General features: G+C 72.5%; 25 protein-coding genes and 1 pseudogene. 9 read left to right on the forward strand and 17 right to left on the reverse strand.

Annotated elements, in window-relative coordinates:
- The 6 genes from ACFQ3T_RS14385 to lpdA all read right to left on the reverse strand — a co-directional run.
- Positions 1–759 (reverse strand): serine hydrolase (locus tag ACFQ3T_RS14385; protein ID WP_380723748.1); only part of this gene is annotated, 759 nt, incomplete at its 3' end.
- Positions 760–846: 87 nt separating this feature from the next.
- A complete protein-coding gene (gene lipB / locus ACFQ3T_RS14390; RefSeq protein WP_380723749.1) occupies positions 847–1,590 on the reverse strand; it encodes a lipoyl(octanoyl) transferase LipB in 744 nt (247 codons plus the stop codon).
- Positions 1,577–2,176, reverse strand: a complete 600-nt coding sequence (locus ACFQ3T_RS14395; RefSeq protein WP_380723750.1) for a phosphatase PAP2 family protein — start codon at positions 2,174–2,176, stop codon at positions 1,577–1,579. The genes lipB and ACFQ3T_RS14395 overlap by 14 nt, the downstream gene beginning before the upstream one ends.
- Complete coding sequence (locus ACFQ3T_RS14400; RefSeq protein WP_380723751.1) at positions 2,173–3,060, reverse strand: TIGR01777 family oxidoreductase; 888 nt, start codon at positions 3,058–3,060, stop codon at positions 2,173–2,175. The genes ACFQ3T_RS14395 and ACFQ3T_RS14400 overlap by 4 nt, the downstream gene beginning before the upstream one ends.
- 195 nt (positions 3,061–3,255) lie before the next feature.
- The gene (sucB, locus tag ACFQ3T_RS14405) at positions 3,256–5,034 is read right to left on the reverse strand and encodes a 2-oxoglutarate dehydrogenase, E2 component, dihydrolipoamide succinyltransferase (protein WP_380723752.1); all 1,779 of its coding nucleotides are present in this window, start codon (positions 5,032–5,034) and stop codon (positions 3,256–3,258) included.
- 54 nt (positions 5,035–5,088) lie between these two features.
- Positions 5,089–6,459, reverse strand: a complete 1,371-nt coding sequence (gene lpdA / locus ACFQ3T_RS14410; RefSeq protein WP_380723753.1) for a dihydrolipoyl dehydrogenase — start codon at positions 6,457–6,459, stop codon at positions 5,089–5,091.
- A gap of 174 nt (positions 6,460–6,633) precedes the next feature.
- Here lpdA and ACFQ3T_RS14415 point away from each other — a divergent pair, with 174 nt between their 5' ends.
- Positions 6,634–6,951, forward strand: coding sequence for an oxidoreductase (locus ACFQ3T_RS14415; protein ID WP_380723754.1), 318 nt, complete (start codon positions 6,634–6,636; stop codon positions 6,949–6,951).
- Here the strand turns inward: ACFQ3T_RS14415 and ACFQ3T_RS14420 are convergent.
- Positions 6,948–7,511 (reverse strand): TetR/AcrR family transcriptional regulator, encoded by a 564-nt coding sequence (locus tag ACFQ3T_RS14420; RefSeq protein WP_380723755.1) that lies wholly within the window; start codon positions 7,509–7,511, stop codon positions 6,948–6,950. The two genes, ACFQ3T_RS14415 and ACFQ3T_RS14420, sit on opposite strands and share 4 nt — an antisense overlap.
- Positions 7,512–7,561: 50 nt before the next feature.
- Here ACFQ3T_RS14420 and ACFQ3T_RS14425 point away from each other — a divergent pair, with 50 nt between their 5' ends.
- Positions 7,562–8,170: an NAD(P)-dependent oxidoreductase gene (locus tag ACFQ3T_RS14425; RefSeq protein WP_380723756.1), complete on the forward strand. Its 609-nt coding sequence runs from the start codon at positions 7,562–7,564 to the stop codon at positions 8,168–8,170.
- Between the two features lie 45 nt (positions 8,171–8,215).
- Here ACFQ3T_RS14425 and ACFQ3T_RS14430 read toward each other — a convergent pair whose 3' ends face one another.
- Complete coding sequence (locus ACFQ3T_RS14430; protein ID WP_380723757.1) at positions 8,216–9,712, reverse strand: leucyl aminopeptidase; 1,497 nt, start codon at positions 9,710–9,712, stop codon at positions 8,216–8,218.
- Between the two features lie 195 nt (positions 9,713–9,907).
- Here ACFQ3T_RS14430 and ACFQ3T_RS14435 point away from each other — a divergent pair, with 195 nt between their 5' ends.
- A complete protein-coding gene (locus ACFQ3T_RS14435; RefSeq protein ID WP_380723758.1) occupies positions 9,908–11,119 on the forward strand; it encodes an APC family permease in 1,212 nt (403 codons plus the stop codon).
- Positions 11,120–11,194: 75 nt separating this feature from the next.
- Positions 11,195–12,295: a branched-chain amino acid aminotransferase gene (locus tag ACFQ3T_RS14440; RefSeq protein WP_380723759.1), complete on the forward strand. Its 1,101-nt coding sequence runs from the start codon at positions 11,195–11,197 to the stop codon at positions 12,293–12,295.
- Positions 12,296–12,326: 31 nt separating this feature from the next.
- On the opposite strand, the gene cobS is transcribed toward ACFQ3T_RS14440, so the two are convergent.
- The 3 genes from cobS to cobU are packed head-to-tail and all read right to left on the reverse strand — an operon-like array spanning position 12,327 to position 14,616.
- Positions 12,327–13,025 (reverse strand): adenosylcobinamide-GDP ribazoletransferase, encoded by a 699-nt coding sequence (cobS, locus tag ACFQ3T_RS14445; RefSeq protein ID WP_380723760.1) that lies wholly within the window; start codon positions 13,023–13,025, stop codon positions 12,327–12,329.
- Positions 13,025–14,062 carry a nicotinate-nucleotide--dimethylbenzimidazole phosphoribosyltransferase gene (cobT, locus tag ACFQ3T_RS14450; protein WP_380723761.1) on the reverse strand — a complete coding sequence of 346 codons (1,038 nt, stop codon included), beginning with the start codon at positions 14,060–14,062 and terminating at the stop codon, positions 13,025–13,027. Before cobT ends, cobS begins: the two co-directional genes overlap by 1 nt.
- Positions 14,059–14,616 carry a bifunctional adenosylcobinamide kinase/adenosylcobinamide-phosphate guanylyltransferase gene (cobU, locus tag ACFQ3T_RS14455; protein ID WP_380723762.1) on the reverse strand — a complete coding sequence of 186 codons (558 nt, stop codon included), beginning with the start codon at positions 14,614–14,616 and terminating at the stop codon, positions 14,059–14,061. Before cobU ends, cobT begins: the two co-directional genes overlap by 4 nt.
- A gap of 77 nt (positions 14,617–14,693) precedes the next feature.
- Here cobU and ACFQ3T_RS14460 point away from each other — a divergent pair, with 77 nt between their 5' ends.
- Entirely contained in the window at positions 14,694–14,894 is a 201-nt protein-coding gene (locus ACFQ3T_RS14460) for a hypothetical protein (protein ID WP_380723763.1), read from the forward strand.
- Between the two features lie 52 nt (positions 14,895–14,946).
- The gene (locus tag ACFQ3T_RS14465; protein WP_380723764.1) at positions 14,947–15,384 is read left to right on the forward strand and encodes a hypothetical protein; all 438 of its coding nucleotides are present in this window, start codon (positions 14,947–14,949) and stop codon (positions 15,382–15,384) included.
- 37 nt (positions 15,385–15,421) lie between these two features.
- Here ACFQ3T_RS14465 and ACFQ3T_RS14470 read toward each other — a convergent pair.
- The 3 genes and pseudogenes from ACFQ3T_RS14470 to ACFQ3T_RS14480 form a co-directional block, all read right to left on the reverse strand.
- A pseudogene (locus tag ACFQ3T_RS14470) lies at positions 15,422–15,571 on the reverse strand (HEAT repeat domain-containing protein); the annotation flags it as partial.
- A gap of 150 nt (positions 15,572–15,721) precedes the next feature.
- Positions 15,722–16,708 carry an aldo/keto reductase family protein gene (locus ACFQ3T_RS14475; RefSeq protein WP_380723765.1) on the reverse strand — a complete coding sequence of 329 codons (987 nt, stop codon included), beginning with the start codon at positions 16,706–16,708 and terminating at the stop codon, positions 15,722–15,724.
- 92 nt (positions 16,709–16,800) lie between these two features.
- Entirely contained in the window at positions 16,801–17,436 is a 636-nt protein-coding gene (locus tag ACFQ3T_RS14480; protein ID WP_380723766.1) for a DUF3043 domain-containing protein, read from the reverse strand.
- Positions 17,437–17,478: 42 nt separating this feature from the next.
- Between ACFQ3T_RS14480 and ACFQ3T_RS14485 the strand changes: the two genes are divergently transcribed.
- On the forward strand, positions 17,479–18,492 hold the full coding sequence (locus ACFQ3T_RS14485) for a glycerate kinase family protein (RefSeq protein WP_380723767.1): 1,014 nt from the start codon (positions 17,479–17,481) through the stop codon (positions 18,490–18,492).
- 91 nt (positions 18,493–18,583) lie between these two features.
- Complete coding sequence (locus ACFQ3T_RS14490) at positions 18,584–18,958, forward strand: HesB/IscA family protein (protein ID WP_380723768.1); 375 nt, start codon at positions 18,584–18,586, stop codon at positions 18,956–18,958.
- 91 nt (positions 18,959–19,049) lie between these two features.
- Here ACFQ3T_RS14490 and ACFQ3T_RS14495 read toward each other — a convergent pair whose 3' ends face one another.
- The gene (locus ACFQ3T_RS14495) at positions 19,050–19,220 is read right to left on the reverse strand and encodes a hypothetical protein (RefSeq protein ID WP_380723769.1); all 171 of its coding nucleotides are present in this window, start codon (positions 19,218–19,220) and stop codon (positions 19,050–19,052) included.
- A 73-nt stretch (positions 19,221–19,293) separates the two neighbouring features.
- Positions 19,294–20,478, reverse strand: a complete 1,185-nt coding sequence (locus ACFQ3T_RS14500) for an MFS transporter (protein ID WP_380723770.1) — start codon at positions 20,476–20,478, stop codon at positions 19,294–19,296.
- Between the two features lie 45 nt (positions 20,479–20,523).
- Between ACFQ3T_RS14500 and ACFQ3T_RS14505 the strand changes: the two genes are divergently transcribed.
- A complete protein-coding gene (locus ACFQ3T_RS14505) occupies positions 20,524–21,030 on the forward strand; it encodes a MerR family transcriptional regulator (RefSeq protein WP_380723771.1) in 507 nt (168 codons plus the stop codon).
- 63 nt (positions 21,031–21,093) lie between these two features.
- Here ACFQ3T_RS14505 and asnB read toward each other — a convergent pair whose 3' ends face one another.
- Positions 21,094–23,022 (reverse strand): asparagine synthase (glutamine-hydrolyzing), encoded by a 1,929-nt coding sequence (asnB, locus tag ACFQ3T_RS14510; RefSeq protein ID WP_380723772.1) that lies wholly within the window; start codon positions 23,020–23,022, stop codon positions 21,094–21,096.
- Positions 23,023–23,198: the final 176 nt, after the last annotated feature.

Raw genomic sequence — 23,198 nt, forward strand, 5'->3', positions numbered from 1 at the left:
GCGGGCCGCCGGGACGCCGGTCAGCTCCCGGTGCGCCCGGCTCAGCGCCGCCGCCGTGCCCGCCCACGTGCCGCGCGCCCACGGCCGTTGACCCTCGTAGGTCTTGGGGACGTCCGGGAACTTCCCGATCACCTCCAGCTGCAGCTGCGGGTCGCTCAGGTACTTCCGCACGCCCACCCGGCGTCCGAGCACGAAGTGCAGCACCTCGGCCAGGATCTCCGGCACCTGGAGGACGGGCCACCGGGCCGCCGTCGCGTGGACCAGTCCCTCGCCCAGCCGGTACCGCAGGAAGTCGGTGGCGGCGTTGTCGCTGTGCCGGATCATCACCGCGGCCAGGTCGTCCAGCGTGACGAACCGGCGCGGGTCGTCGGCCGTGACGCCGTTGGCGAACGGGATGCCGAGGGCGCGCAGGGACGCCTGGTGCGCGCCGCCGTCCAGCCCCAGGTAGTACTGCTCCCAGTCGCCGACCCGGACCTTCTCGTCCGGCCGCGCCAGACCGGTCTCCACGGCCTTCGCGTACGCGGCGAGGTGCACGACCTTGACCGCCGACGCCAGCGGCTGCCGTTCGTGCGCGCGGTGCGCGACCCGGCCGCCCCGGCCGTCGTCCAGCGCCACGGCGACGTGCTGCCGGTTGGCCCGGAACCACGCGAGCCAGTCGTCCGGCTGGGCGGTGGCGGGCACGGGGGACAGGGCCGGCAGCAGCGCGGCGGCGCCCGCCACCCCGCACGTCCGGAACAGGTGCCGTCGGGTCAGGAGCACGACGAAACTCCCCTCTGGTAGTCCGTAATTCCGGAATGCTAGAGGGGAGTGCGGGTCGTTGTCAGCCGCCCGGTGGCGGGCAGGGCGTCAGGCCGTCTGGACGGCGAACGTGACGCCCGCGGCGACCGGTTGGTCGCGCACCAGCGTGCGGTCCGTCAACGGCAGGTCGCCGTTCAGCGCGTCGATGACGGCCTGGCGGGCCAGGGGCAGCACCTCGGCCACCGTCACGTCCCGGCCCAGCTCGTGCGACAGCGACGCCACCCCGGCGTCCCGGATGCCGCACGGGATGATCGCGCCGAACCCGGACAGGTCCGCGTTGCAGTTGATCTCGAACCCGTGCATGGTCACGCCGCGCTGCACCCGGATGCCGATCGCCGCGATCTTGCGCTCCACGCCCTTGTCGTCGGCCGCGATCCACACGCCGCTGCGACCCTCGACGCGACCCGTGGGGACGCCGAGCTGGTCGCACACGTGGATCAGCGCCTGTTCGAGGCGGCGGACGTACTGCACGACGTCCAGCGGCTCGGCCAACCCCACGATCGGGTAGCCGACCAGCTGGCCCGGACCGTGCCAGGTGATCTTGCCGCCGCGGTCGACGTCGATGACCGGGACGTCACCGCCCTTGGGTCGCTCTTCGGGCTCGGTGCGCCGGCCGCAGGTGTACACGGGCGGGTGCTCCAGCAGCAGCATCGTGTCGCCGACGGCGCCGTCCGCGCGGGCCTCGGCCAGCTCGCGCTGCAGGTCCCACGCGGCCAGGTAGTCGATGGTGCCCAGCTCACGCACGTCGATCGGATCGGTCGAGGTGCGGCAGGAGAGGTCAGGACTGCTCACGGTTCGACCCTACGCCCACGGGTGTCAGCCGCAGGGCACGGGCGACGACCAGCCCCACGCCCACCACCCCCAGGACCGCGCCGACCGTGTCGGTGAACCAGTGCATCTCCAGCACCACCCGGCTCGCCGCCGTCAGCGCGACCGCCGCGCAGGCCAGGGCCACCGCGCGCTTCAGGTGCCGGCGCGCCAGCCACGCGCACAGCACCACGCCCGTGAACGCGACCGACGTGACCGCCGTGACGTGCCCGCTCGGGTAGCTCCACTTCGGGAACTCGATCGGCCGCACCCGCTGGTAGCCGTGCCGGGCGAGCAGCGTTGACCAGCACGCGGCCAGCAGGACGGCGCACCGCAGCAGGAACACGTCCTTCGCCAGCAGGGCGCGCATCAGCAGCGACAGCAGCGCGATCGTCGCCAGGCCGGGGCTGAGCACGAAGCTCACCACCGCCGCCGCGTGCGTGAAACCGGGGCCCAGCCCGACGGCCGCCAGGTGCAGGTCCCGGTCCAGCGCGGGCACGTCGTCGTTCACCGACAGGCCCAGGACGAGGGACGCCAGCGCCAGGACGACGCCGACCAGCGGCGCGATCACCCGGTGACGGCCGCCGACACGGCGGCCCCGAGGGCGGGGTGCAGGAACTGGAAGCCGTGCCGTTCGAGCACCCGCGGGATCGCGCGCTGGCCGGCGAGGACGCCCTCCTCGGCCGCGTCGCCCAGGACGGCCTTCAGGGCGAAGGCGGGCACCACCCACGGCGTCGGCCGGTGCAGCGCGTGGCCCACCGTGCGGGTGAACTCGGCGTTCGTGACGGGGCTGGGCGCGGTGACGTTGACGGGACCGGACACGTCGTCCCGCTCGACCACGAACCGGATGGCCGCGACGGCGTCGTCCAGGGAGACCCACGGCATGTACTGGCGGCCGTCGCCGAACCGCCCGCCGAGACCGAACGAGAACAGCGGCCTCAGCTTGCCGAACAGACCGCCGGACGGGCTGATGACCAGTCCGGTGCGCAGCTTCACGACCCGTGCGCCCGCCTCGGCCGGCGACGTGGCGGCTTCCCACTGCCGGCACATCCCGGCGAGGAACCCGGTGCCGGACGGGGTCGACTCGTCGACCACCGCGTCACCCGTGTCGCCGTAGTAGCCGACCGCGCTCGCGTTCACCAGGACGGGCACGCCGTGCTCGGCCACCGCGCCCGCCAGCACCTCGGTCGGCACCGTGCGGCTGTCCAGCAGCACCTGTTTGCGCGCGTCACTCCACCGCTTGTCGCCGACGCCCGCGCCGCACAGGTTGACGACGGCGTCGACACCGTCCAGCGCGCCCGCGTCGATCCGACCGGCGGGCGGGTCCCACCCGCGCTCGTCGGGCGCCGCGGGCCGCCTCCGCACCAACCGCAGGACGTCGTGCTCGGCACCGCGCAGCGCGGCGACCAGGCTGGTGCCGATCAAGCCCGAGGATCCCGCGATCACAACCCGCATGGGTTGATCGTCTCGCAGGGGAGGGCCGGTTGCACAGCGGCCGCGGTGTCACCCACACCACGCCGGTCGCGGTTTGCGGGACCGTACGGCGTGCCGGGCGGGAGGCGGTCCGCCGGCGGGTGGTGCCGGCCGACGCCGGGACACGGCGAAGGCCGCCCCCGGCGAGCGGGAGCGGCCTTCGCCTCGGTGGTCGACCTAGAGGCCCAGGTCGGCCTCGAACGCGCCCTCTTCGAGGCGGTTCTTGACGGTGGTGAGGAAGCGGCCCGCGTCGGCGCCGTCCACCAGCCGGTGGTCGTAGGTCAGCGCCAGGTAGGCCATCGACCGGATGGCGATGGTGTCGTCGCCGTTCTCGTCCGTGATCACCACCGGGCGCTTCTTGACCACGCCGACGCCCAGGATGCCGACCTGCGGCTGCTGGATGATCGGCGTGTCGAACAGCGCGCCGTTGCTGCCCAGGTTGGTCAGCGAGAACGTGCCACCGGTCAGCTCGTCCGGCGTGAGCTTGTTCGCCCGCGCCCGCGCCGCCAGGTCGCCGATCTTGTGCGACAGGCCGGCCAGGTTCAGGTCGCCCGCGTTCGCGATGACCGCGTTGAGCAGCCCGCGCTCGGTGTCGATCGCGATGCCCAGGTGCTCGGCGCCGTGGTAGACGATCTCCTTCTTCTCCTCGTCGATGGACGCGTTCAGCACCGGGTGCTGCTTCAGCGCCTCGACGGCCGCCTTGGCGAAGAACGGCAGGAACGTCAGCTTCGTGCCCTCGCGCTGCTCGAACGCCGCCTTGGCCTTGTTCCGCAGCCGGGCGATCTTGGTGACGTCCACCTCGAACACCTGCGTGAGCTGCGCCGAGACCTGCAGCGACTCACGCGTGCGCTGCGCCACGATCTGCCGCAGCCGGGGCAGCTTCTGCACGGTGCCGCGCTTGCCCGAGTCGGCGGCCGGGGTGGCGACCCGCTGGGCGGGCGCGGACGCGGCGGCCGGCTTCGGGGCCTCCTGCTTCGGGGCCTTCGCGGCCTCCACGGCGGCCAGCACGTCCTGCTTGCGGATGCGACCGCCGACGCCGGTGCCCTTCAACGTCGACAGGTCGATGCCGTTCTCCGACGCGAGCTTGCGCACCAGCGGCGTGACGTACGGCGCGCCGTTGGCCGACTCCTCGGACGCGGCGTCCTGCTTGGGCGCTTCCTGCTTCGGAGCCTCCTGCTTGGGCGCTTCCTGCTTGGGGGCCTCCTGCTTCGGAGCCTCCTGCGCGGGAGCCGGGGCCTGCGGAGCCGGAGCCGGGGCCGGAGCGGGAGCCGGCGCGGGCTTCGGGGCCTCCTGCTGGGCCGGCGCGGGCGAACCCGAGCCGATCACCGCGAGCTGACCGCCGACCTCGACGGTCTCGTCCTCGCCCGCGCTGATCTCCAGCAGGGTCCCCGCCACCGGGGACGGGATCTCGGTGTCGACCTTGTCGGTGGACACCTCCAGCAGCGGCTCGTCCACCTCCACCGAGTCGCCGACGGCCTTCAGCCACCGGGTGACGGTGCCCTCGGTGACGCTCTCGCCCAGCGCGGGCATGGTCACCGGGGTGCCCTCGGCCGAACCACCGGACGGGGCGGAAGCCTCAGCCGAGGGCTGGGCCGGGGCCTCGGCCTGAGCGGGCTCGGGCTCGGCCTGGGGCTCGGGAGCGGCCTCGGCCTGCGGCGCGGGCGCCGACTCCTGGGCCGACTCCTGGGCCGGAGCGGGGTCGGAGGAACCGGAGTCGGAGCCGTCGCCGATGACGGCCAGCTCGGCGCCGACCTCGACGGTCTCGTCCTCCTGGGCGACGATCTTCTGGAGCACGCCCGCCGCCGGCGACGGGATCTCGGTGTCGACCTTGTCGGTGGACACCTCCAGCAAGGGCTCGTCGACCTCGACGCGGTCACCCTCCTGCTTCAACCAGCGGGTGACCGTGCCCTCGGTGACGCTCTCGCCGAGTGCGGGCATTTGGACGGAGAAGGCCATCGTTCGCTGACTCCTCGTGCGTGGGTCGGGGATCGGCTGACTGGGGTGCGACGGTCAGCCGTGCACGTGCAGCGGCTTGCCGGCCAGGGCGAGGAAGGCCTCGCCGAGGGCTTCTGTCTGGGTCGGGTGGGCGTGGATCAGCGGAGCCACGTCCTCGGGGTAAGCCTCCCAGCTGTAGATGAGCTGGGCCTCACCGATCAGCTCGCCGACCCGCTCGCCGACCATGGTGACACCGACGACCGGGCCGTCGGGAGCCTTCACGAGCTTGACACCGCCGGCGGTCTTCAGGATCTGGCTCTTGCCGTTGCCCGCGAGGTCGTACACGAACGTCTCGACGGAGCCGTACTTCTCCTTGGCCGCGGCCTCGGACAGGCCGACCGACGCGACCTCGGGCTTGCAGTAGGTGACGCGCGGGATGCCCGCCTCGTCGATGACCTTCGGGTTCTGCCCGGCGATCTCCTCGGCGACGAAGATGCCCTGCTGGAACCCGCGGTGCGCGAGCTGCAGGCCGGGGACGATGTCGCCGACGGCGTACACGTTCGGCAGGTTGGTGCGCAGCCGCTCGTCGGTGATCACGAAGCCGCGGTCGATCTTCACGCCGGCTTCCTCGTAGCCGTGGCCCGCGGTGTTCGGGCCGCGGCCGACGGCCACCAGCAGCAGGTCCGCGTCCAGCACGTCGCCGGACTCCAGCGTGACCGACACGCCCGACCCGTTCTGCGTGGCGCCGGTGAACTTCACGCCGGTCTTGAACTTGATGCCGCGCTTGCGGAACGCGCGCTCCAGCTGCTTGGACGCGTACTCGTCCTCGGCGGGGACCAGGCGGGGCAGGGCCTCCACGATGGTCACCTCGGCGCCGAACGACGCCCACACGCTGGCGAACTCCACGCCGATGACGCCGCCGCCGAGCACGACGACCTTCTCCGGGATGAAGTCCAGGTTGAGCGCCTGGTCGCTGGTGATGACCCGGCCGCCGATCTCCAGGCCGGGGAGGCTCCGCGCGTAGGAGCCGGTCGCCAGGACGACGTTCTTGCCGGTGTACCGCCGACCGTCCACCTCGACGGCGTTCGGGCCGACGAACGTGCCCGCGCCCTCGACGAGGGTTACCTTGTTGGCCTTGGCCAGACCCTGCAACCCCTTGTAGAGCCGGCTGATCACACCGTCCTTGTAGGAGTTGACGCCCGCGATGTCGATGCCCTCCAACGAGGACTTCACGCCGAACTGGTCGCCCTCGCGGGCGTTGTCCGCGACCTCCGCCGCGTGCAGCAGCGCCTTGGTGGGGATGCAACCGCGGTGCAGGCAGGTGCCCCCCAGCTTGTCCTTCTCGACCAGGATGACGGACAGGCCGAGCTCTGCCGCGCGGAACGCGCAGGCGTAGCCGCCCGAGCCGCCACCGAGGATCACGAGGTCGGCGGAGGTGTCGGTCACGGGATCTCCCTGGAGAGCTTGATGCCTTACTCCGCGCGGGTGCGCGCGTGTGGTTGCCATCTTGTCATTACCGCGTGAACGGTGCCGACGCGGTGTCCGTTCGCCCGATTTGCCCCTGCCTTCACACGCGCGCCGGCACCATGGTCGGGAGAAGTCCTGGCAGGAGGTGGCCCGGTGGGCCTGTTCGACCGTTTCCGCAGGAAGCAGCGCCCCGGTGTGTTGCGATCGGCCACGTCCACGGACACCGGCCACCTGGAGCAGTGGGCCGCCGCGCGCCGGGGTGTCGAGGCGTACGTCGAGCCGAAGACGACCGTGACGGAGACCACGGTCGTGTTCGTGGCGCACGACGGCGAGTGGACGCGCCGCCGGATCGACGGCGTCGAGGGCGCGAAGCGGCTGGCGAAGAAGCTCGGCATCCCGATCTACGACGCGGGGATCGTCGGCTACCCGAAGCGGATGCGCGAGTACTCCCGGCGCAAGAACCAGGGTTAGCCGAGGCCGGTCCACAGCGTGCCGACCAACGCCTCGGGGTCGGTCGGCCAGTCCGTGAAGAAGCCGAGGAACGCCTGGTAGTGGCACGCGCCGAGGAGCAGGTCGGCGGCCGATCCGGGGTCCATGCCCGCCGGCAGCCTGCCCAGGTCCCGCTCCGCCTCCAGGTACTCGGCGAGCGTCCGCGGCAGGACTCCGGGACCGGTGCCGTGCGCCTTCAGCGCGTCGCGGTGCGCGGCGAGCAGCGTCGGCTCGGAGAAGATCGACGCGGCGATCGGGAACGTCTCGACGTAGAACGCGATCGCGGCCCGCGCGATGTCGACCAACGTCGCGCGCACGTCGCCGCGGCCCGCCTCCAGGCCGTGCAGCAGGGTCCGCAGGTCGCTCGGCGCGCGTTCCCTCAGCACGGCCAGGAACAGGTCGGTCTTGTCCGCGAAGTGCTTGTACAGGGCCGCTTCCGAGAAGCCCGCCGCCTTGGCGATCTCCTTCGTGGTCGCCCGCGCGAGCCCTTTGGTGCGCATGACGTGGGCCGCCGCGTCGAGCATGAGGTCCCGGGTGGTCATGGGGTTATCCTAGGTGGTTAGTGAGCACTCACCAACCGAAGGGCGCGCGCATGAGGATCACGGTTCTGGGAGCCGGCGGCGGCACCGGCTCGAAGATCGTCGAGCTGGCCCGGGAGGCGGGCCACGAGGTCACCGCGATCGTCCGGACGCGCAACGGCCGCGACGCGGTGGCCGACGTGATGGACCCCGACTCGATCGGCCCGCACCTCGCCGGCGCGGACGCCGTCGTGTCGGCCATCGGCGCGCGATCGGTGCGCAAGCCGACGTCCGTGCAGACCGACAGCACGAAGGCGTTGGTCGTGGCCATGAAGGCGCACGGGGTGCGCAGGCTCGTCGTCGTCAGCAACAGCGGCATGATCACCGACGGTGACGACGCGCTGACGCGCTACCTGGTGAAGCCGATCCTGCGCCGGGTGCTCAGGCATCCGTGGGGTGACATGGCGCGGATGGAGGACGTCGTGCGCGCGAGCGGTCTGGAGTGGACGATCGCCCGTCCGCCGCGGCTGACCGACGGGCCGCGCACGGACACGTTCCGCACCGCCGTCGACACCACCGTGCGCGGCGGCTCGACGGTGTCCCGGGCCGACCTGGCGGCGCTGGTGCTGCGCTGCCTGGCCGACCCGGGGACCGCGGGCAAGGCGATCAGCCTCGCGTACTGACTCGTGCGGGGCTGACCGGTGGTGTGCTGACCGGTGGCGTGCCGGTCAGCCGTTGGCCGCGATGTCGGCCAGCACCGCCGCCAGGGTGCGGACCGGGACGCCGGTGCCGCCCTTGGTGGTGTAGCCGTACGGGGCGCCGGTGTGGAACGACGGCCCGGCCACGTCGATGTGCGCCCAGGTCACGCCCTCGGCGACGAACTCGCGCAGGAACACGCCCGCGGTGAGCATGCCGCCGAACCGGTGCCCGGCCACGTTCGCGAGGTCCGCGACGCGCGAGTCGAGGTCGCCGCGCAGCTCGTCGGGCAGCGGCATGGCCCACGCCTGCTCGCCCACCGCGCGCCCGAGCGCGGCGACGCGGTCGCGGAAGTCCTCCGTGCCCATGACGCCGGCGGTGCGCTTGCCGAGCGCCACGACCTGCGCGCCGGTCAGCGTGGACGTCTCGATCAGGTAGTCCGGGGCGTCCTCGCAGGCGCGCACGATCGCGTCGGACAGGATCAACCGGCCCTCGGCGTCGGTGTTGAGCACCTCGACGGTCTTGCCGCCGTACATGGTGAGCACGTCGCCGGGCCGGTAGGCGGTGCCGGACGGCATGTTCTCCGCCATCGGCGCCCACGCGGTCACCTCGAGCGGGAACTTCAGCTTCGCGGCCAGCACGACGGTGGCGATCACGGCCGCCGCGCCGCCCATGTCCGAGGTCATCTCGTCCATGCCCGCGGCGGGCTTGATGGAGATGCCGCCGGTGTCGAACGTGATGCCCTTGCCGACCAGCGCGACCTTCTTGCCCGCCTTCGGGCCGCGGTAGGTGATGCGGACCAGGCGCGGGGGACGGCTGGAGCCGCCGCCGACGCCGAGGATGCCGCCGAAGCCCTGCTTGCGCAGCGCCTTCTCGTCGAGCACCTCGACCTCGAGGCCCTCGGCCTTGGCCAGCGCCGCGGCGCGCTCCGCGAACGACGCGGGGAACAGGTCGTTCGGCGGGGTGTTGACGAAGTCGCGGGTCGTGGTGACGGCCTCGGCGATCGCCGTGGACGCCTTCACCGTCGCCCGGTGCGCCCTGGCGTTGCCCTCGGCGGGCGTGACGAGGTCGACGCGCGCGACGGGGCCGTTGCCCTTGTCGGACTTGTAGGCCGTGAACGAGTACGCGCCCATGACGGTGCCCTCGACGGCGGGGCCGAGGTGCAGCGCGGACAGCGTGGTGACGACGCGCTTCTTGCCGCCCAGCGCGCGGGCGGCGGCGCCGGACGCGCGGCGGACCTGGTCCTCGCCGACCGAGCCGTCGTCGGCGGGCTTGCCGAGGCCGACGGCGAGCACGACCGGCGCGCCCAGCCTGCCCAGCGTCGGGACGGTGACGACCTCCTCGGCCTTCCCGGTCGCGCCGACGGCGGCGAGCACGTCGGCCAGCGTGCCGTCGAACGCGGCGTTCACCGCCTCGGAGGCGCCCGCGAGGGCGAGGCCGTCCGCGCCCTGGAGTGTGCCCACCACCACGGCGTCGGCGGCGGTGCTGCTCAGGTCACTGTCGGTGATGGCCAGTTTCGGCGCGGTCACTGCGGCTCCTTGACGAGGTCCTCCCGGCGCTTCCTGGTCTTGCGGCGGGATCGGGGTGGATCGTGACGAATGCTAAAGGTGCCGTTCACACACTTGACCGTCGCACCGTCGATAGCACCGAGTAACAATTAACACGAACGAGGGTCGTCCCACCGGGCGTTAGCGGTCACCCGATCCATCTGCGACTGTGTACCGGTGACAATCACGCCCCGTGCCGGGGCCGTGGTGCTCGCCCTCGGCGCGACGCTGGGGGCCGGTGTGTTCACCGGATTCGCCCCGGCGGCGGCCCTCGCGGGCCCCTGGTTGCTGCCCGGAGTGGTCCTGGCTGCCGTGACGGCCCTGTGCTGCGCGTTCTCCACCGCCGACCAGCACCGCGCCTACCCGGACGCCCCCGGCGGCTACGCCTACATCCGCAACCAGCTCGGGCCGTGGCCCGCGCGCATCGGCGCGAGCGCGCACCTCGTCGGCAGGGCGGGCGTCGCCGCCGCGCTGGCCGGGATGTTCGGCGCGTACGTGGTTCCCGACCACCGGGTGATGGCCGCGTTGTGCCTGATAGCGGTGACGGTGGCGCTGAGCGCGGCGGGGGTCCGGTGGAGCACGGGGCTGAGCGTGGCGGCGACCGCCGTGGTGCTCGGCGTGCTCGTGCTGGTCGTGCTCGTGTGCTTCTCGGTCGCGCCGCCGGACAACAGCGCCGTGGCCGAACCGGCGTCCGGACCGGGCTTCGACGGCCTCATGGGCGCGTCCCTGCTGCTGTTCACGGCGTTCGTCGGGTTCGAGCGGATCACCGCGCCGAGGCCCGGTGACCAGGTGTTCTCCGCCCGGGTGCTGCACTTCGCCGTCCCCGCGGTGATCGGTGTCGTGCTGCTGGTCGCCTTGGGCGTCGGCGCGGCGGTGCTGCGGCAGCTGGGCGCGGCCCGCCTGGCGCTCAGCCCCGCCCCGCTGCGGGACGCGCTGGTCGTCGCGGACGGCCGCTGGCTCCTGCCGCTGCTCGGGTTCGGCGCGGCGGTGGCCGCCGTGTCGTCGCTGTGGTTCGTGCTGGCCTCGTCCCGGCGCACGCTGGTCGGCATGACCGAGACCGGCGACCTGCCCCCGATCCGCGCCGGCTGGCCGCTGGACGTGGTGAGCGCCGCGCTCGCCGTCCTCGCCGTGGTGGCGCTCCCGCCGTCCACCGCGCTGGCCGTGGGCGCGTGCGGCACCGCGTTCTACTACGGCTTCACGAACGCCTCGGCGCGCGTGCTGCTGCAAGAGGACCGGACGTGGCCCATGCGCACCGCGTGCCTCGGCCTCGGCCTGTCCGTCCTGCTCGCCATGAGCGCGCCCGCCGACGCGCTCGTGATCACCGGAGCGGCGCTCGCGCTGGGTACCGGGCTGATCGCGCTGGGTCGGCTCCGGCAGCCCGTCGGTTGACCCGTCCGGATGGTCGGAGGTCCGAGGGTCGGGACAGCGATTTTCCGACGTCCCAGTGGCGGCTATCGTGCTGCCATGACGACCGCGTTGCCTTTCACCCGGACCCCCAACCCGCAGCCGGCGACCCCGGAGCGCGTTGCGGAGGTACTCGCCAAGCCGGGCTTCGGGCAGCACTTCACCGACCACATGGTGACGATCCGCTGGAACCGCGAGCAGGGCTGGCACGACGCCGTCGTCGAGCCCTACCACTCGCTGGAGCTGGACCCGGCGGCAATGGTGCTGCACTACGGCCAGGCGATCTTCGAAGGGCTCAAGGCGTACCGCCAGCCCGACGGCTCGATCGCGTCCTTCCGCCCCGAGGCGAACGCCGAGCGCTTCCGCGCGTCGGCCCGCCGGTTGGCGATGCCCGAACTGCCCGACGACCTGTTCCTCGGCTCGATCCGGGAACTGCTGGCCGTCGACGCGCGGTGGGTGCCGTCGATCCCCGAGGAGTCGCTGTACCTGCGGCCGTTCCTCTACGCCACCGAGAAGGGCCTCGGCGTGCGGCCGGCGACCGAGTACCTGTACGTGCTCATCGCCTCGCCCGCCGGCTCGTACTTCGCGGGCGGCCTGAAGCCGGTGACGGTGTGGCTGTCGACCGAGTACGTGCGCGCGGCGCCCGGCGGCACCGGCGCGGCGAAGTTCGCGGGCAACTACGCGGCGTCCCTGGTGGCGCAGGCGCAGGCCGCCGAGCAGGGCTGCGACCAGGTCGTCTGGCTGGACGCGGTGGAGCGCCGGTGGGTCGAGGAGATGGGCGGGATGAACCTGTTCTTCGTCCTCGGCTCCGGTGACGACGCCCGCGTGGTGACGCCGGAGCTGTCCGGCGCGCTGCTGCCCGGCATCACCCGCGACTCGCTGCTGCGGTTGGCGGCCGACTTCGGCTACGCGGTCGAGGAGCGCCGGATCTCCACCGAGGAGTGGGAGAAGAAGGCCGAGTCGGGCGAGCTGACCGAGGTGTTCGCCTGCGGCACCGCCGCGGTGATCACGCCGGTCGGGCACGTGAAGCACGCGGACGGCGAGTTCAGCGTTTCCGGCGGCCGCACGGGCGACGTGACGATGAGGCTGCGCAACCACCTGACGGGCATCCAGCAGGGCCAGGTCGCCGACCCCCACGGCTGGATGACGAAGATCGACTAGGCGCCGGGCGCCACCCTCGCCGCGCTGCCCGTCACAGGGACAGCACGACCAGCACGGTGAGGGTGGCCGTCTCGCAGGCCGCGCCCAGCACGTCGCCGGTGATCCCGCCGAACCGCCGACGCGTGTGCCTGACCAGCAACAACACCAGTGCGGCCGCCAGGGCGACGGCGAGCGGACCGTGCCACGGGTGCACGAGGAACCCCGCCGCGGCCAGGGCCGCCCACCACGCCGCCGCGGCCCACACCGGCTGGCTGCCCGCCACCAGCGCGCCCAGCCCTTCCGGCCGTGCGGCGGGCACCCCGCGCAGGCAGCACAGCACGAACGCGGCCCGTCCCGCCGTCAGGGCGAGCAGCACAGCTCCCCAGTGGACGGTCGGGAACGCGGCGGCCTCCGCGCCCAGCACGACGATCAGCGCCACCACCGCGAACGGCCCCGCGCCACCGTCCTTCATCACGGCCAGCGCGCGCTCCGGCGGCCCGTAGCAGCCCAGGCCGTCGGCCGTGTCGGCCAAGCCGTCGAGGTGCATCCCGCGCGTCGCCAACGCCAGGAACCCCACGACCAGGAACCCGGCCACCAGGTCCGGCAGCGGCACGTGGAGCAGCCCGACGACCGCCGCGCCCAGCAGCAGGCCCACCAGCGGCGCAAGGGAGATCGCCCGCCGTGCCGCCCGCGCGTCGACCTCGCCGACCCGCACGGGCAGCACGGTCAGCCACGACAGCGCCAGCCGCATCAGGCGGGTCCGGAGACGCCCGCGCTGTCGAAGGTCGCCATCTCGGCCAGGATGCGGGTCGCCATCACGACCAGCGGCAGCGCCGCCACCGCGCCGGAACCCTCGCCGAGCCGCAGGTCGAACTCCAGCAACGGCTCCAGGCCCAGGTGCCCCAGCGCCAACGCGTGCGCGGGCTCGGCGGACTTGTGCCCGGCCACCCACCACTCGCGCGCGCCGGGCGCCAGCTCCTCGGCGACCACGGCCGCCGCGCCGACCACCACGCCGTCCAGGATCACCGGCGTCTTCCGCACCGCCGCCTGCGCCAGGAACCCGGCCATCGCGGCGATGTCCGCGCCCGACGCGGTGGCCAGCAGCGCCAGGGGGTCGTTGATCACCGGCCGGGCGCGGCGCAGCGCGTCCCGGATCGCCGCCGTCTTGCGCATCCAGCCCTGGTCGTCGATGCCCGTGCCGCGGCCGACCACGGCCACCGGCTCCGAGCCCGTCAGCGCCGCGATCAGCACCGCCGCCGGCGTCGTGTTGCCGATGCCCATGTCGCCCGCGATGAGCAGGTCCGCGCCGCCGTCCACCTCGTCGTCCACGAGCTTGCGGCCGACCTCGACGGCCTTCACGGCCTCTTCGGGCGTCAACGCGTCCTCGCGGTCGATGGACCCCGAGCCGCGCCGCACCTTGACGTCGCCGACCGGCGTGTCCGAGTCGACCGCCACGTCCACCACGCGCACCGTCGCGCCCGCCACGTTCGCCAGCACGTTCACCGCCGCGCCGCCCGCGAGGAAGTTCGCCACCATCTGGCCGGTGACCTCGCTCGGGTACGCCGACACGCCGTGCCGCGCCACCCCGTGGTCGCCCGCGAACACCACCACGCGCGGCCGGGTGAACGGCCGCGGCGGGCACTCGCCCTGGCACGCCGCCACCCAGGCGCCCAGCTCCTCCAGCCGGCCCAGCGACCCGACGGGCTTGGTCAGCACGGCGTGCCGGGCGATCGCCTGGCCGCGCACGTCCTCGTTCGGCGGCTCGACGGGCGGGAACTCGATGGTCACCGACTACCTCCGGCTTCGCGCAGTCGCAGTGGGATTCCGGCGACGACCAGCAGCACCTCGTCGCACACCTCGGCCAGCCGCGCGTTGAGCGAACCGAGGTGATCGCGGAAGAGCCTGCCAGAGTGGGTGGCGGGCACGACGCCGAGCCCGACCTCCGCCGACACCAGGACCAACCGGCTGCGCGTCCGCGAGACCGCCCGGACGAGCGCCGAGCACTCCGCCTCCACCTGCCCTATGCCGTGGCCCTCCCACGCGCCCGCGTCGTCCAGCACGCCGTTGAGCCAGGTCGCGACGTCGTCCACCAGGATCGGCGGGTCGCTCTCGCTGGTCGCGGTGAGCAGGGCGATCAGGTCATTCGGCGCCGGCGCCTCGACCGTGGTCCACGTGGCCGGCCGGCGGGCGACGTGCTGGGCGATCCGCAGCTCCCAGTCGGCGTCGTCGGGGTAGCGGCGGGCCGTGGCGACGTACGTCACGACGTCGTCCGTGAGCAGCCCCTCCGCGTGCGCCGACTTGCCCGAACGAGCGCCGCCCAGCACCAGTGTCCGACGCGTCACACCGCACTCCATCTGTTCCAGGAGGACATAGCCTGACCGGGAACGTTACCCGGCGCGCACAGCGGGAGGTGATCGTCGTGGAGTACCGGTGGCGGTACCAGGACCAGCAGGGGCGTGAGGTGGACGGCCCGCACGTCGCGTTCGCCGACCAGACCGAGGCGGAGGACTGGTTCGGCTCGGCGTGGGTCGAGCTGCGGGAGGCGGGCGTCGCCCAGGTGACGCTCCTGCGCAGCGAGTCGGAGGTCTACGGCCCGATGTCCCTCGCCCCGGCCGAGTAGACCGGGCCGATTTCGCGCGGCGCCGCCGCGGCGCCGTGGGTACCGTTTTCACGTGCCGAAGTTCACGTTCCAGCTGGACGTGCGGGACCCGCCGGCGAAGGTGATCGGCGCGATGGTCGATTTCTCCGAGCGCAGGCCGGCGATCTGGCCGAACCTCGCCCCGCACCTCTACCGGGTGCACGCGTTGGGCGCCGGCACCGCCGACGTGACGGAGGGCAGCGCGTTCCTCGGGCTGGAGGTGTGGGAGCGCGTCACCTACGAGTGGACGGACTCGGTCGTCCACTCGGTGATCACCGACGGCACGATCTTCGAACCGGGTGGCATGTTCGACTTCCGCGTCGAACCGCACGGGGACGGCAGCCGGATCAGCGTCGACTACCACCGGCGGTCGAAGACGCTGCTGGGGCGGTGCGCGGGCGCGATGTTGCAGCTGACCCGCGGCGCGCCGATCAAGCGCAGCTTCCGGGAGGTCTACGGCAAGCGGACCTGAGCCCCCGACGCGCGGGGGTCTGGTCAGCGGCTGTCGGTCAGTCGTCGGCGGGGGGAGTGGTCCGTCGCAGGGCGGCGGTGGCCGCGGAGCGGACGGCCGGGTGCGGGTCCAGCACGACCGTTGCCAGGCGGTCGGGCAGGTCGGCCGGGGAGAGGCGCCCGAGGGCGGTGGCGGCGTTGGCGCGGACCCGGGGGCGGGGTCGTTCAGGGCGTCCGTCAGCGGGGTGAGCGCTTCGGCGATCGGCAGCCGACCCAGGCCGGCGCGGGGAACGGCGATCGTCCGGAACGCGGAAGCCCCGCCCGGATAGTCCGAGCGGGGCTTCTCGACGTGAACCGCGTCAGGGGGTGACGGTGAAGCGCGGGTCGGTCTCGACCACGCCCTCCAGCACGTCGTCGATCTTCTTCAGCAGCTCCTCGTCCAGCTTCACGCCGGCGGCCTTGACGTTCTCGCGCACCTGCTCGGGGCGTGACGCGCCGATGATCGCGCTCGCCACGTTCGGGTTCTGCAGCACCCACGCCACCGACAGCTGGGCGAGCGAGAGCCCGGCCTCGTCGGCCAGCGGCTTGAGCCGCTGCACCTTCTCCAGCACCTCGTCGCGCAGGAAGCGCTGGATGAACTTCGAGCCGGTCTCGTCGGTCGCCCGCGAACCCTCGGGCACGGGCTGACCGGGCAGGTACTTGCCGGTCAGCACGCCCTGGGCGATGGGGGACCAGACGATCTGGCTGATGCCCTCGCGCTCGGACGTGGGCACGACCTGCGACTCGATGACCCGCCACAGCATCGAGTACTGCGGCTGGTTCGAGATGAACGGGACGTTCAGCTCACGGGCCAGCGCCGCGCCGCGCGCGATCTGGTCCGCGTTCCACTCGGACACGCCGATGTAGAGCGCCTTGCCCTGGCGGACGACGTCCGCGAAGGCGAGCATGGTCTCCTCCAGCGGCACGGACTTGTCGTACCGGTGCGCCTGGTAGAGGTCCACGTAGTCGGTCTGGAGCCGCTTCAGCGACCCGTCGATCGACTCCATGATGTGCTTGCGGCCGAGGCCCTTGTCGTTCGGACCGCCGGGGCCGGTCGGCCAGAAGACCTTCGTGAAGATCTCCAGCGACTCGCGGCGCTCGCCGGCCAGCGCCCGGCCCAGCACCGACTCCGCCTTCGTGTTGGCGTACACGTCGGCGGTGTCGAAGGTCGTGATGCCCTCGTCGAGCGCCGCCCGCACGCACGCGGTGGCCTGGTCCTCCTCGACCTGGGAGCCGTGGGTGAGCCAGTTGCCGTACGAGATCTCGCTGATGTTCAGGCCACTGCGGCCGAGGCGTCGGAACTCCATGTCACGAAGTCTAGTGACAACTCGTTCGGCAAGCTAATGAACTCCCCGTGACCCCGTGACCCCGTCGCCCGCGCACGCGGCCGCAGGCGTGGTCAGACCTTGTCGCCCGGGCTCACCCGCGGCTTGGGCACGCGCAGCCGGCGCAGCTGGCTGGCGCGGATGAACGAGTACCAGCCGATGGACAGGCCGCGGGTGGTGTCGTTCGGGAACTTCAGCCGCACCCGCCTGGCCACCAGCCGGCCGAGCACGAAGCCCTCGACGATCATCGCCAGCAGCATGAACGTGGTCAGCAGCGTCGCGTACTGCTGGACCGCGGGCATCGGCACGAGCAGCGCCACGAACACCAGGATCGCGAGCGGCATGAACAGGCCCATGAGGTTGCGCCGCGAGTCGACCACGTCGCGGATGTAGGCCTTCACCGGGCCGCGGTCGCGGGGCAGGAGGTACTTGTCCTCGCCCGCCATCATCCGCTGCCGGCGCTCCAGGTTGGCGGCGCGCCGCTCCTCCTTGGACACCTTGCTCCCGCGCGCCCGCTTCAACGCCTCGCGCTGCGTGCGGGGCGGCGGCGGGACGGGACCGCGTCGCTTGCCCTCCGCCTCACGCCGCTTCGGCGTGGGCCGCCCCTTGCCGGGGGTGCGCGACGGGTCGGCCGGGTTCACCTCCGCGGGAGCGTCCTCGGTGGTGGTGGACTCGGTGGCTTCGTCGGCGTTGCGGCGCAGGAACCTCACCGCACCAGAGTAGGAGATGCCCCGATAAGTACTGTTCGCGAGGTGCGAGTTGTTATTGCGCCGGACTGCTTCGGCGGAACGCTGACCGCGCGGGAAGTCGCCGAGGCCGTGGCCGAGGGCTGGCGCCGCACCGCTCCCGACGACGAGCTCCGGCTCCGACCGCTGGCCGACGGCGGCCCCGGTTTCGTGGACGTCCTGCACACCGCCCTGGGCGGCACGCTGCACCGGGTCACGGTCACCGGACCGCTCGGCACGCCCGTCGAGGCGCGGTGGCTGGAGCACGACGGGACCGCCTACGTCGAGTCCGCCCAGGCGTGCGGCCTGCACCTCATCCCGCCCGACCGGCGCCCCGAGACCGCCGAGACCGCCACCACGAGGGGCGTCGGCGAGCTGCTCAACGCCGCCCGCCACCTTCACACCATCGTGGTCGGCCTGGGCGGCTCGGGCACGACGGACGGCGGCGCGGGGCTGCGGGAGGCCGTCCAGCCCGTCACGGACCGCCTGATCGCCGCCGCCGACGTGGAGAACCCGCTGCTCGGCCCGCACGGCGCCGCGCGCACGTTCGGCCCGCAGAAGGGCGCGTCACCCGAGGCGGTGGAGCGGCTGGAGGCACGGCTGGCCGCGATGGTCGCGCCGGCCGACGTGCGGGACCGGCCCGGCGCGGGCGCGGCCGGGGGTCTCGGCGCGGCGCTGATGGCCCTGGGCGCGACGGTGGCGTCCGGCGCGGGCCTGGTCCGCGAGCTGACCGGCCTCGACGCCGCGCTCGACCGGGCCGACCTGGTCGTCACCGGCGAGGGCAGCTTCGACTGGCAGTCGCTGCGCGGCAAGCTGGTGACGGCCGTGGCCGCCGGCGCGGCCGAGCGCGGCGTGCCGTGCGTGGTGCTGGCCGGGCAGGTCACCGTGGGCAGGCGCGAGGCGGCCGCGGCGGGTGTGCAGGACTCGTACGCGGTGGCCGAGCACGTCGGGTCGGTCGAGCGCAGCCTGGCGGACCCGGCGGGCACGCTGGCCGACCTGGCGGCGCACGTGGCGAGGCAGTGGTCACACCCCCGCCCCTGACGCCTGTGCGACCATGGGGGTCAGGAACAAAGCGGGTACTTCCCGTGTTTGCCCGGAATAGATGCCCGCAAAGGACCTCTGAGGGAGAGCCATGACGACCGCTCAGGACGCAGTCACCTCGACTCCTGACGCCCCGCCCACCCACGGCGTGACGCTGACCGACGCGGCGGCCGTGAAGGCCAAGGCGCTGCTCGACCAGGAGGGGCGCGACGACATGCACCTGCGCATCGCCGTCCAGCCCGGTGGTTGTGCGGGGCTGCGTTACCAGCTGTTCTTCGACGAGCGCACGCTCGACGGCGACGCGGTGCGCGACTTCGGCGGCATGAAGGTCGCCGTCGACCGCATGAGCGCCCCGTACGTCGAGGGCGCCGTGATCGACTTCGTGGACACGATCGAGAAGCAGGGCTTCACGATCGACAACCCGAACGCGGGCGGTTCGTGCGCGTGCGGCGACTCGTTCCACTGATCGACCACCGGTAACCGCAGGTCAGACGGGAAGGGCCCTCGCCGCGATGGCGAGGGCCCTTCCCGTTTTCGCGCGTCTCCGACGTCGGACGTCAGACGTAGGCGTCCAGGTCCGCCACCTGCGCGTAGTGGGCGTCGTCCACCTGCCACGGCGCCGCGGCGCGTGGCTCCGGCAGTCCGGTGGCCGCGCCGCGCAACTCCCGCGGCAGGGCGGTGCAGTCCTCGATCAGGTCGTCCAGCGTGTCCGCCTCGATGTTCGTCACCCCCGCGACCGTAGGCGCGGAAATGCCTTGACAAAAGCCCTACCGGACGGTAGCCGTCCGGTAGGGCCTCATCTCACGCGTGCGCGGCGAGCGGCGCCGTCGACGGTTGCGCCGGGGCCGCCGACCGCGCGGTCACCCTGCCGACCACCAGGGCCACCCCCACGCCGAGGATGGTCGACACGCCCCCCACGGTCCCGACCCACCGGAGGCCGAGCCCGCTCGTCAGGACCACGCCGCCGAGCATCGGGCCCAGCGCCGCCGCCACGTTGAACGCGGAGATGTTCACGGAGGCGACCAGCCCGGCCGCCTCGCCCACCTGCCCCATCAGGTAGGTGTGGATCAGCGGCCCCGCCGTGAACGCGCTCGCGCCCAGCACGAACACGCTGACCACGGCGGCCACCTTGCTCTCCAGCACCAGCCCCTGGGCGAGCAGCACCACGCCGAGCACGGCCAGCGGGACCGGCAGCACGCGGGCGATGCGCTGCGGCGGCACCTTGCCGGCGAGCGTGCTGCCGACCAGCGTGCCGAGGCCGTACACGAGCAGCACGCCGGTCACCCAGCCCGGCTCGAACCCGCTCACGTCCCGCAGCGCGGGCGCCACGTACGTGAACGCGGCGATCAGGCCGGTGAACGACAGGACCGTCGTGGTCAGGCCGAGCAGCACGGTCCGCCGGCCGAACGCGAACAGGCTGGCCCGGACGCCGGGGTCCGGCACGTGCGCGACCTTCGGCGTGCCGAGCACCACCCCCGCCAAGCTGATCGCGGTCAACGCGCTGACCAGCACGAACGACGCCCGCCAGCCGTAGTTCTGGCCGATGAGCGTGCCGAGCGGGATGCCCAGGATGGTGGACAGCGCGACGCCGTTGACGACCTTGGCGATGGCCGCGGTCTGCTTCTCGGGCGGCACGGCGGCGACGGCGATCTGGGACGCCACCGCGAAGAAGAGCCCCTGCGCGAGGGCGGCGACCATGCGCGCCGCCATCAGCAGGGTGTAGTCGTCGGCGAGGGCGCTGCCCACGGAGGCCACGAAGGCCAGCGCCATGACGGAGATCAGGAGGGTCCGGCGCGGGATGCGCCCGGTGAACACGGTCAGCACGGGTCCGCCGATGGCGACGGAGACGGCGTAAGCGGTCACCAGCAGGCCTGCGGTCGGCACGTCCACACCGAGATCGGCGGCGACCTCGGGCAGCACGCCGACGATGATGAACTCGGATGTCCCCACAGCGAATGCGCTGAGCATCAGGATGAAGGCGATCACGCGGACGACGCTAAAGTGTGACACTGACGTCAGGGTCAAGGTTGCGTGATCAAACCCTCTTGTGGGCGGGAGTGGGAATACGTGCTGATCGGGGAACTCGCGGAGAAGACCGGCACCACCGTGCGCATGCTGCGCTACTACGACCAGCAAGGCCTGCTGACGGCACAGCGCACCGAGACGCGCTACCGCGTCTACGACGAGTCCGATGTGGAACGGGTCCGGAGCGTGCGCTGCCTCATCGGCTCCGGCCTCAACGTGCGGCTGGCCCGGCTGGTGCTCGCGCACGCGTTCGACCAGGACGTCGAGCTGCCCGACGACGAGGCGGGCTGCGTGCCGCTGCTCGGCATGCTGCACGAGGAGCTGACGTCCGTCGACGCCCGCATCGAGCAGCTGGCGCGCACCAAGGAGCACCTGACCAAGCTGGTCGAGCACGTGGCCGGGATCATGGAGCAGAAGATCGGCAAGGACGCCGTCGACGAGTGCCGGGCCGACATCGCGGCCGGCGTCCACAGCAGCCGGGTCCGCGCCCGCGCCGGGCAGCACGCCGGCTGAACGGGCGTCCACCCACGACGAAGGCCCCCGGCACGCGTGCCGGGGGCCTTCGCGCTCAACGGGCTACAGCTTCACGGGGTAGTGCGGCTCGGGGATCGCCGGGCGGATGCGGCCCTCCACGAAGATCCCGTGCCAGATCATGAACACCAGCAGCGCCCAGATCCGCCTGCTGTGGTCCGCCACGCCCGACCGGTGCTCCTCGATGAGCCGCAGCACGGCGTTCTTGTCGAGGTACTCGTCGGTCTGCGACTGGCGCACGTGCTGCACCGCCCAGTCGTGCATCTCGTCCTTCAGCCAGTGCCGGATCGGCACCGGGAAGCCCAGCTTGCGCCGGTTCAGCACGTGCGCGGGCACGATGTCGCGGATCGCCCGGCGCAACGCGTGCTTGGTGGTCTCCCGGGTCAGCTTCAGCTCGGACGGCACCTGCGACGCGATCCGGAACACCTCGGGGTCCAGGAACGGCACCCGCAGCTCCAGCGAGTTCGCCATCGTCATCTTGTCGGCCTTGACCAGGATGTCGCCGCGCAGCCACGTGAACAGGTCGACGTGCTGCATGCGCGTCACCGGGTCCCAGCCCTCGGACTCCCGGTACACGTGCCCCGTGACGTCCTTGTGCGACACGTTCGGGTCGTACGTGCGCAGCACCTGCCGGATCTGGTCGTCCATGAAGATCCGCGCGTTGCCGTAGTAGCGCTCCTCCAGCGTGAGCGCGCCCCGCCGCAGCAGGTCCTTGCCGCGCACGCCCTGCGGGATCTTCGTCGACACCTTGCCCATGGCCTTGCGCAACGCGCCCGGCACCTTCTCGAACGGCGCCAGCGACAGCGGCTCCCGGTAGATCGTGTAGCCGCCGAACAGCTCGTCCGCGCCCTCGCCCGACAGCACCACCTTCACGTGCTCGCGCGCCTCGCGGGCGATGAACCACAGCGGCACCAGCGCCGGGTCCGCCACCGGGTCGTCCAGGTACCACGTGATCAGCGGCAGCGCGTCCATCATCTCCTGCGCCGTCACCGCCTTGACCACGTGCTTCACGCCGATCGCGGCGGCCGACTCGGCGGCCACGTCGATCTCCGAGTAGCCCTGCCGCTCGAACCCGGTGGTGAACGTGATCAGGTCCGGGTTGTGCTCCTTGGCCAGCGCCGCGACCACCGTCGAGTCGATGCCGCCGGACAGGAACGAGCCGACCGTCACGTCCGCCCGCATGTGCTTGGCCACCGAGTCGCGCAGCGCCTCGGTGATCTCGTCGTACAGCCGGTTCTCGTCCGCCTCGCCGCGCACGGCGCGCGGCCGGAACGTCGCCGGGAAGTATCGCTCGACGACCGGCTTGCCGCCCGGGACCAGCGTGAACGACGTGCCGGACTCGATGCGGTGGATCTCGCTCTGCAGCGACTCCGGCTCCGGCACGTACTGCAGGATCAGGTAGTGCTGGAGGGCCTTCTTGTCGACCTTCGGCATGATGCCGATCGTCGGCGCCAGCTCCAGCACCGACTTCTTCTCGCTGGAGAACGCCACGCCGCCCGGACCGGCCGCGTAGTACAGCGGCTTGATGCCGAACGGGTCGCGCGCGCCGAACACGACCCGCCGCGCCTTGTCCCAGATCAGGAACGCGAACATGCCGCGCAGCTTCGCCACCGCGGCCGGGCCCCAGTAGTGGTAGGCCGCGACGATCGTCTCGGTGTCGCCGTCCGTGGCGAACACCGCGCCGAACTGCTTGGTCAGCTCCGCGCGCAGCTCCACGTAGTTGTAGATCTCGCCGTTGAACAGGATCGCGTACCGGCCCTGCTGGTCGTGCGGCCCCCAGTGCAGGGGTTGGTGCGAGTGCTCGATGTCGATGATGGACAGCCGGTTGAAGCCGAAGACGACCTCACCGCCGTGCCAGGTGCCACTCTCGTCGGGGCCGCGGTGACGCATGCAGCGCAGGGCCCCCGCCACCGCCGAGCGCGCCCGCTCGGCCTCGTTCTCGCCAGGGCAAACCAGTCCTACCAGGCCACACACGCGGTAACACCTTTCGAGTCGTGTGGAGAAGAGTCCAGTATGCCGGTGGGCCGGTGTGTGACCGAAACTGCACCGCACGGGTGCGGCCCCCGAGGGGTGACGCGCGGTGCGCTGAGCTACGCTCCCGCATGATCCGGCGTGGGGCGCAATCCCGTCCCTGCCTGCGAGCTTTGGTA

It is taken from the genome of Saccharothrix hoggarensis, from assembly GCF_042678885.1.
GTDB lineage: Bacteria > Actinomycetota > Actinomycetes > Mycobacteriales > Pseudonocardiaceae > Actinosynnema > Actinosynnema hoggarensis.

Coding starts and splice junctions, on each gene's coding strand:
- ACFQ3T_RS14425 (WP_380723756.1), top strand. CDS start 7,562: ATGAGGATCACGGTTCTGGGAGCCGGCGGCGGCACCGGCTCGAAGATC.
- ACFQ3T_RS14490 (WP_380723768.1), top strand. CDS start 18,584: ATGACGACCGCTCAGGACGCAGTCACCTCGACTCCTGACGCCCCGCCC.
- sucB (WP_380723752.1), bottom strand. CDS start 5,034: ATGGCCTTCTCCGTCCAAATGCCCGCACTCGGCGAGAGCGTCACCGAG.
- cobS (WP_380723760.1), bottom strand. CDS start 13,025: ATGCGGCTGGCGCTGTCGTGGCTGACCGTGCTGCCCGTGCGGGTCGGC.
- ACFQ3T_RS14420 (WP_380723755.1), bottom strand. CDS start 7,511: ATGACCACCCGGGACCTCATGCTCGACGCGGCGGCCCACGTCATGCGC.
- ACFQ3T_RS14440 (WP_380723759.1), top strand. CDS start 11,195: ATGACGACCGCGTTGCCTTTCACCCGGACCCCCAACCCGCAGCCGGCG.
- ACFQ3T_RS14400 (WP_380723751.1), bottom strand. CDS start 3,060: ATGCGGGTTGTGATCGCGGGATCCTCGGGCTTGATCGGCACCAGCCTG.
- ACFQ3T_RS14475 (WP_380723765.1), bottom strand. CDS start 16,708: ATGGAGTTCCGACGCCTCGGCCGCAGTGGCCTGAACATCAGCGAGATC.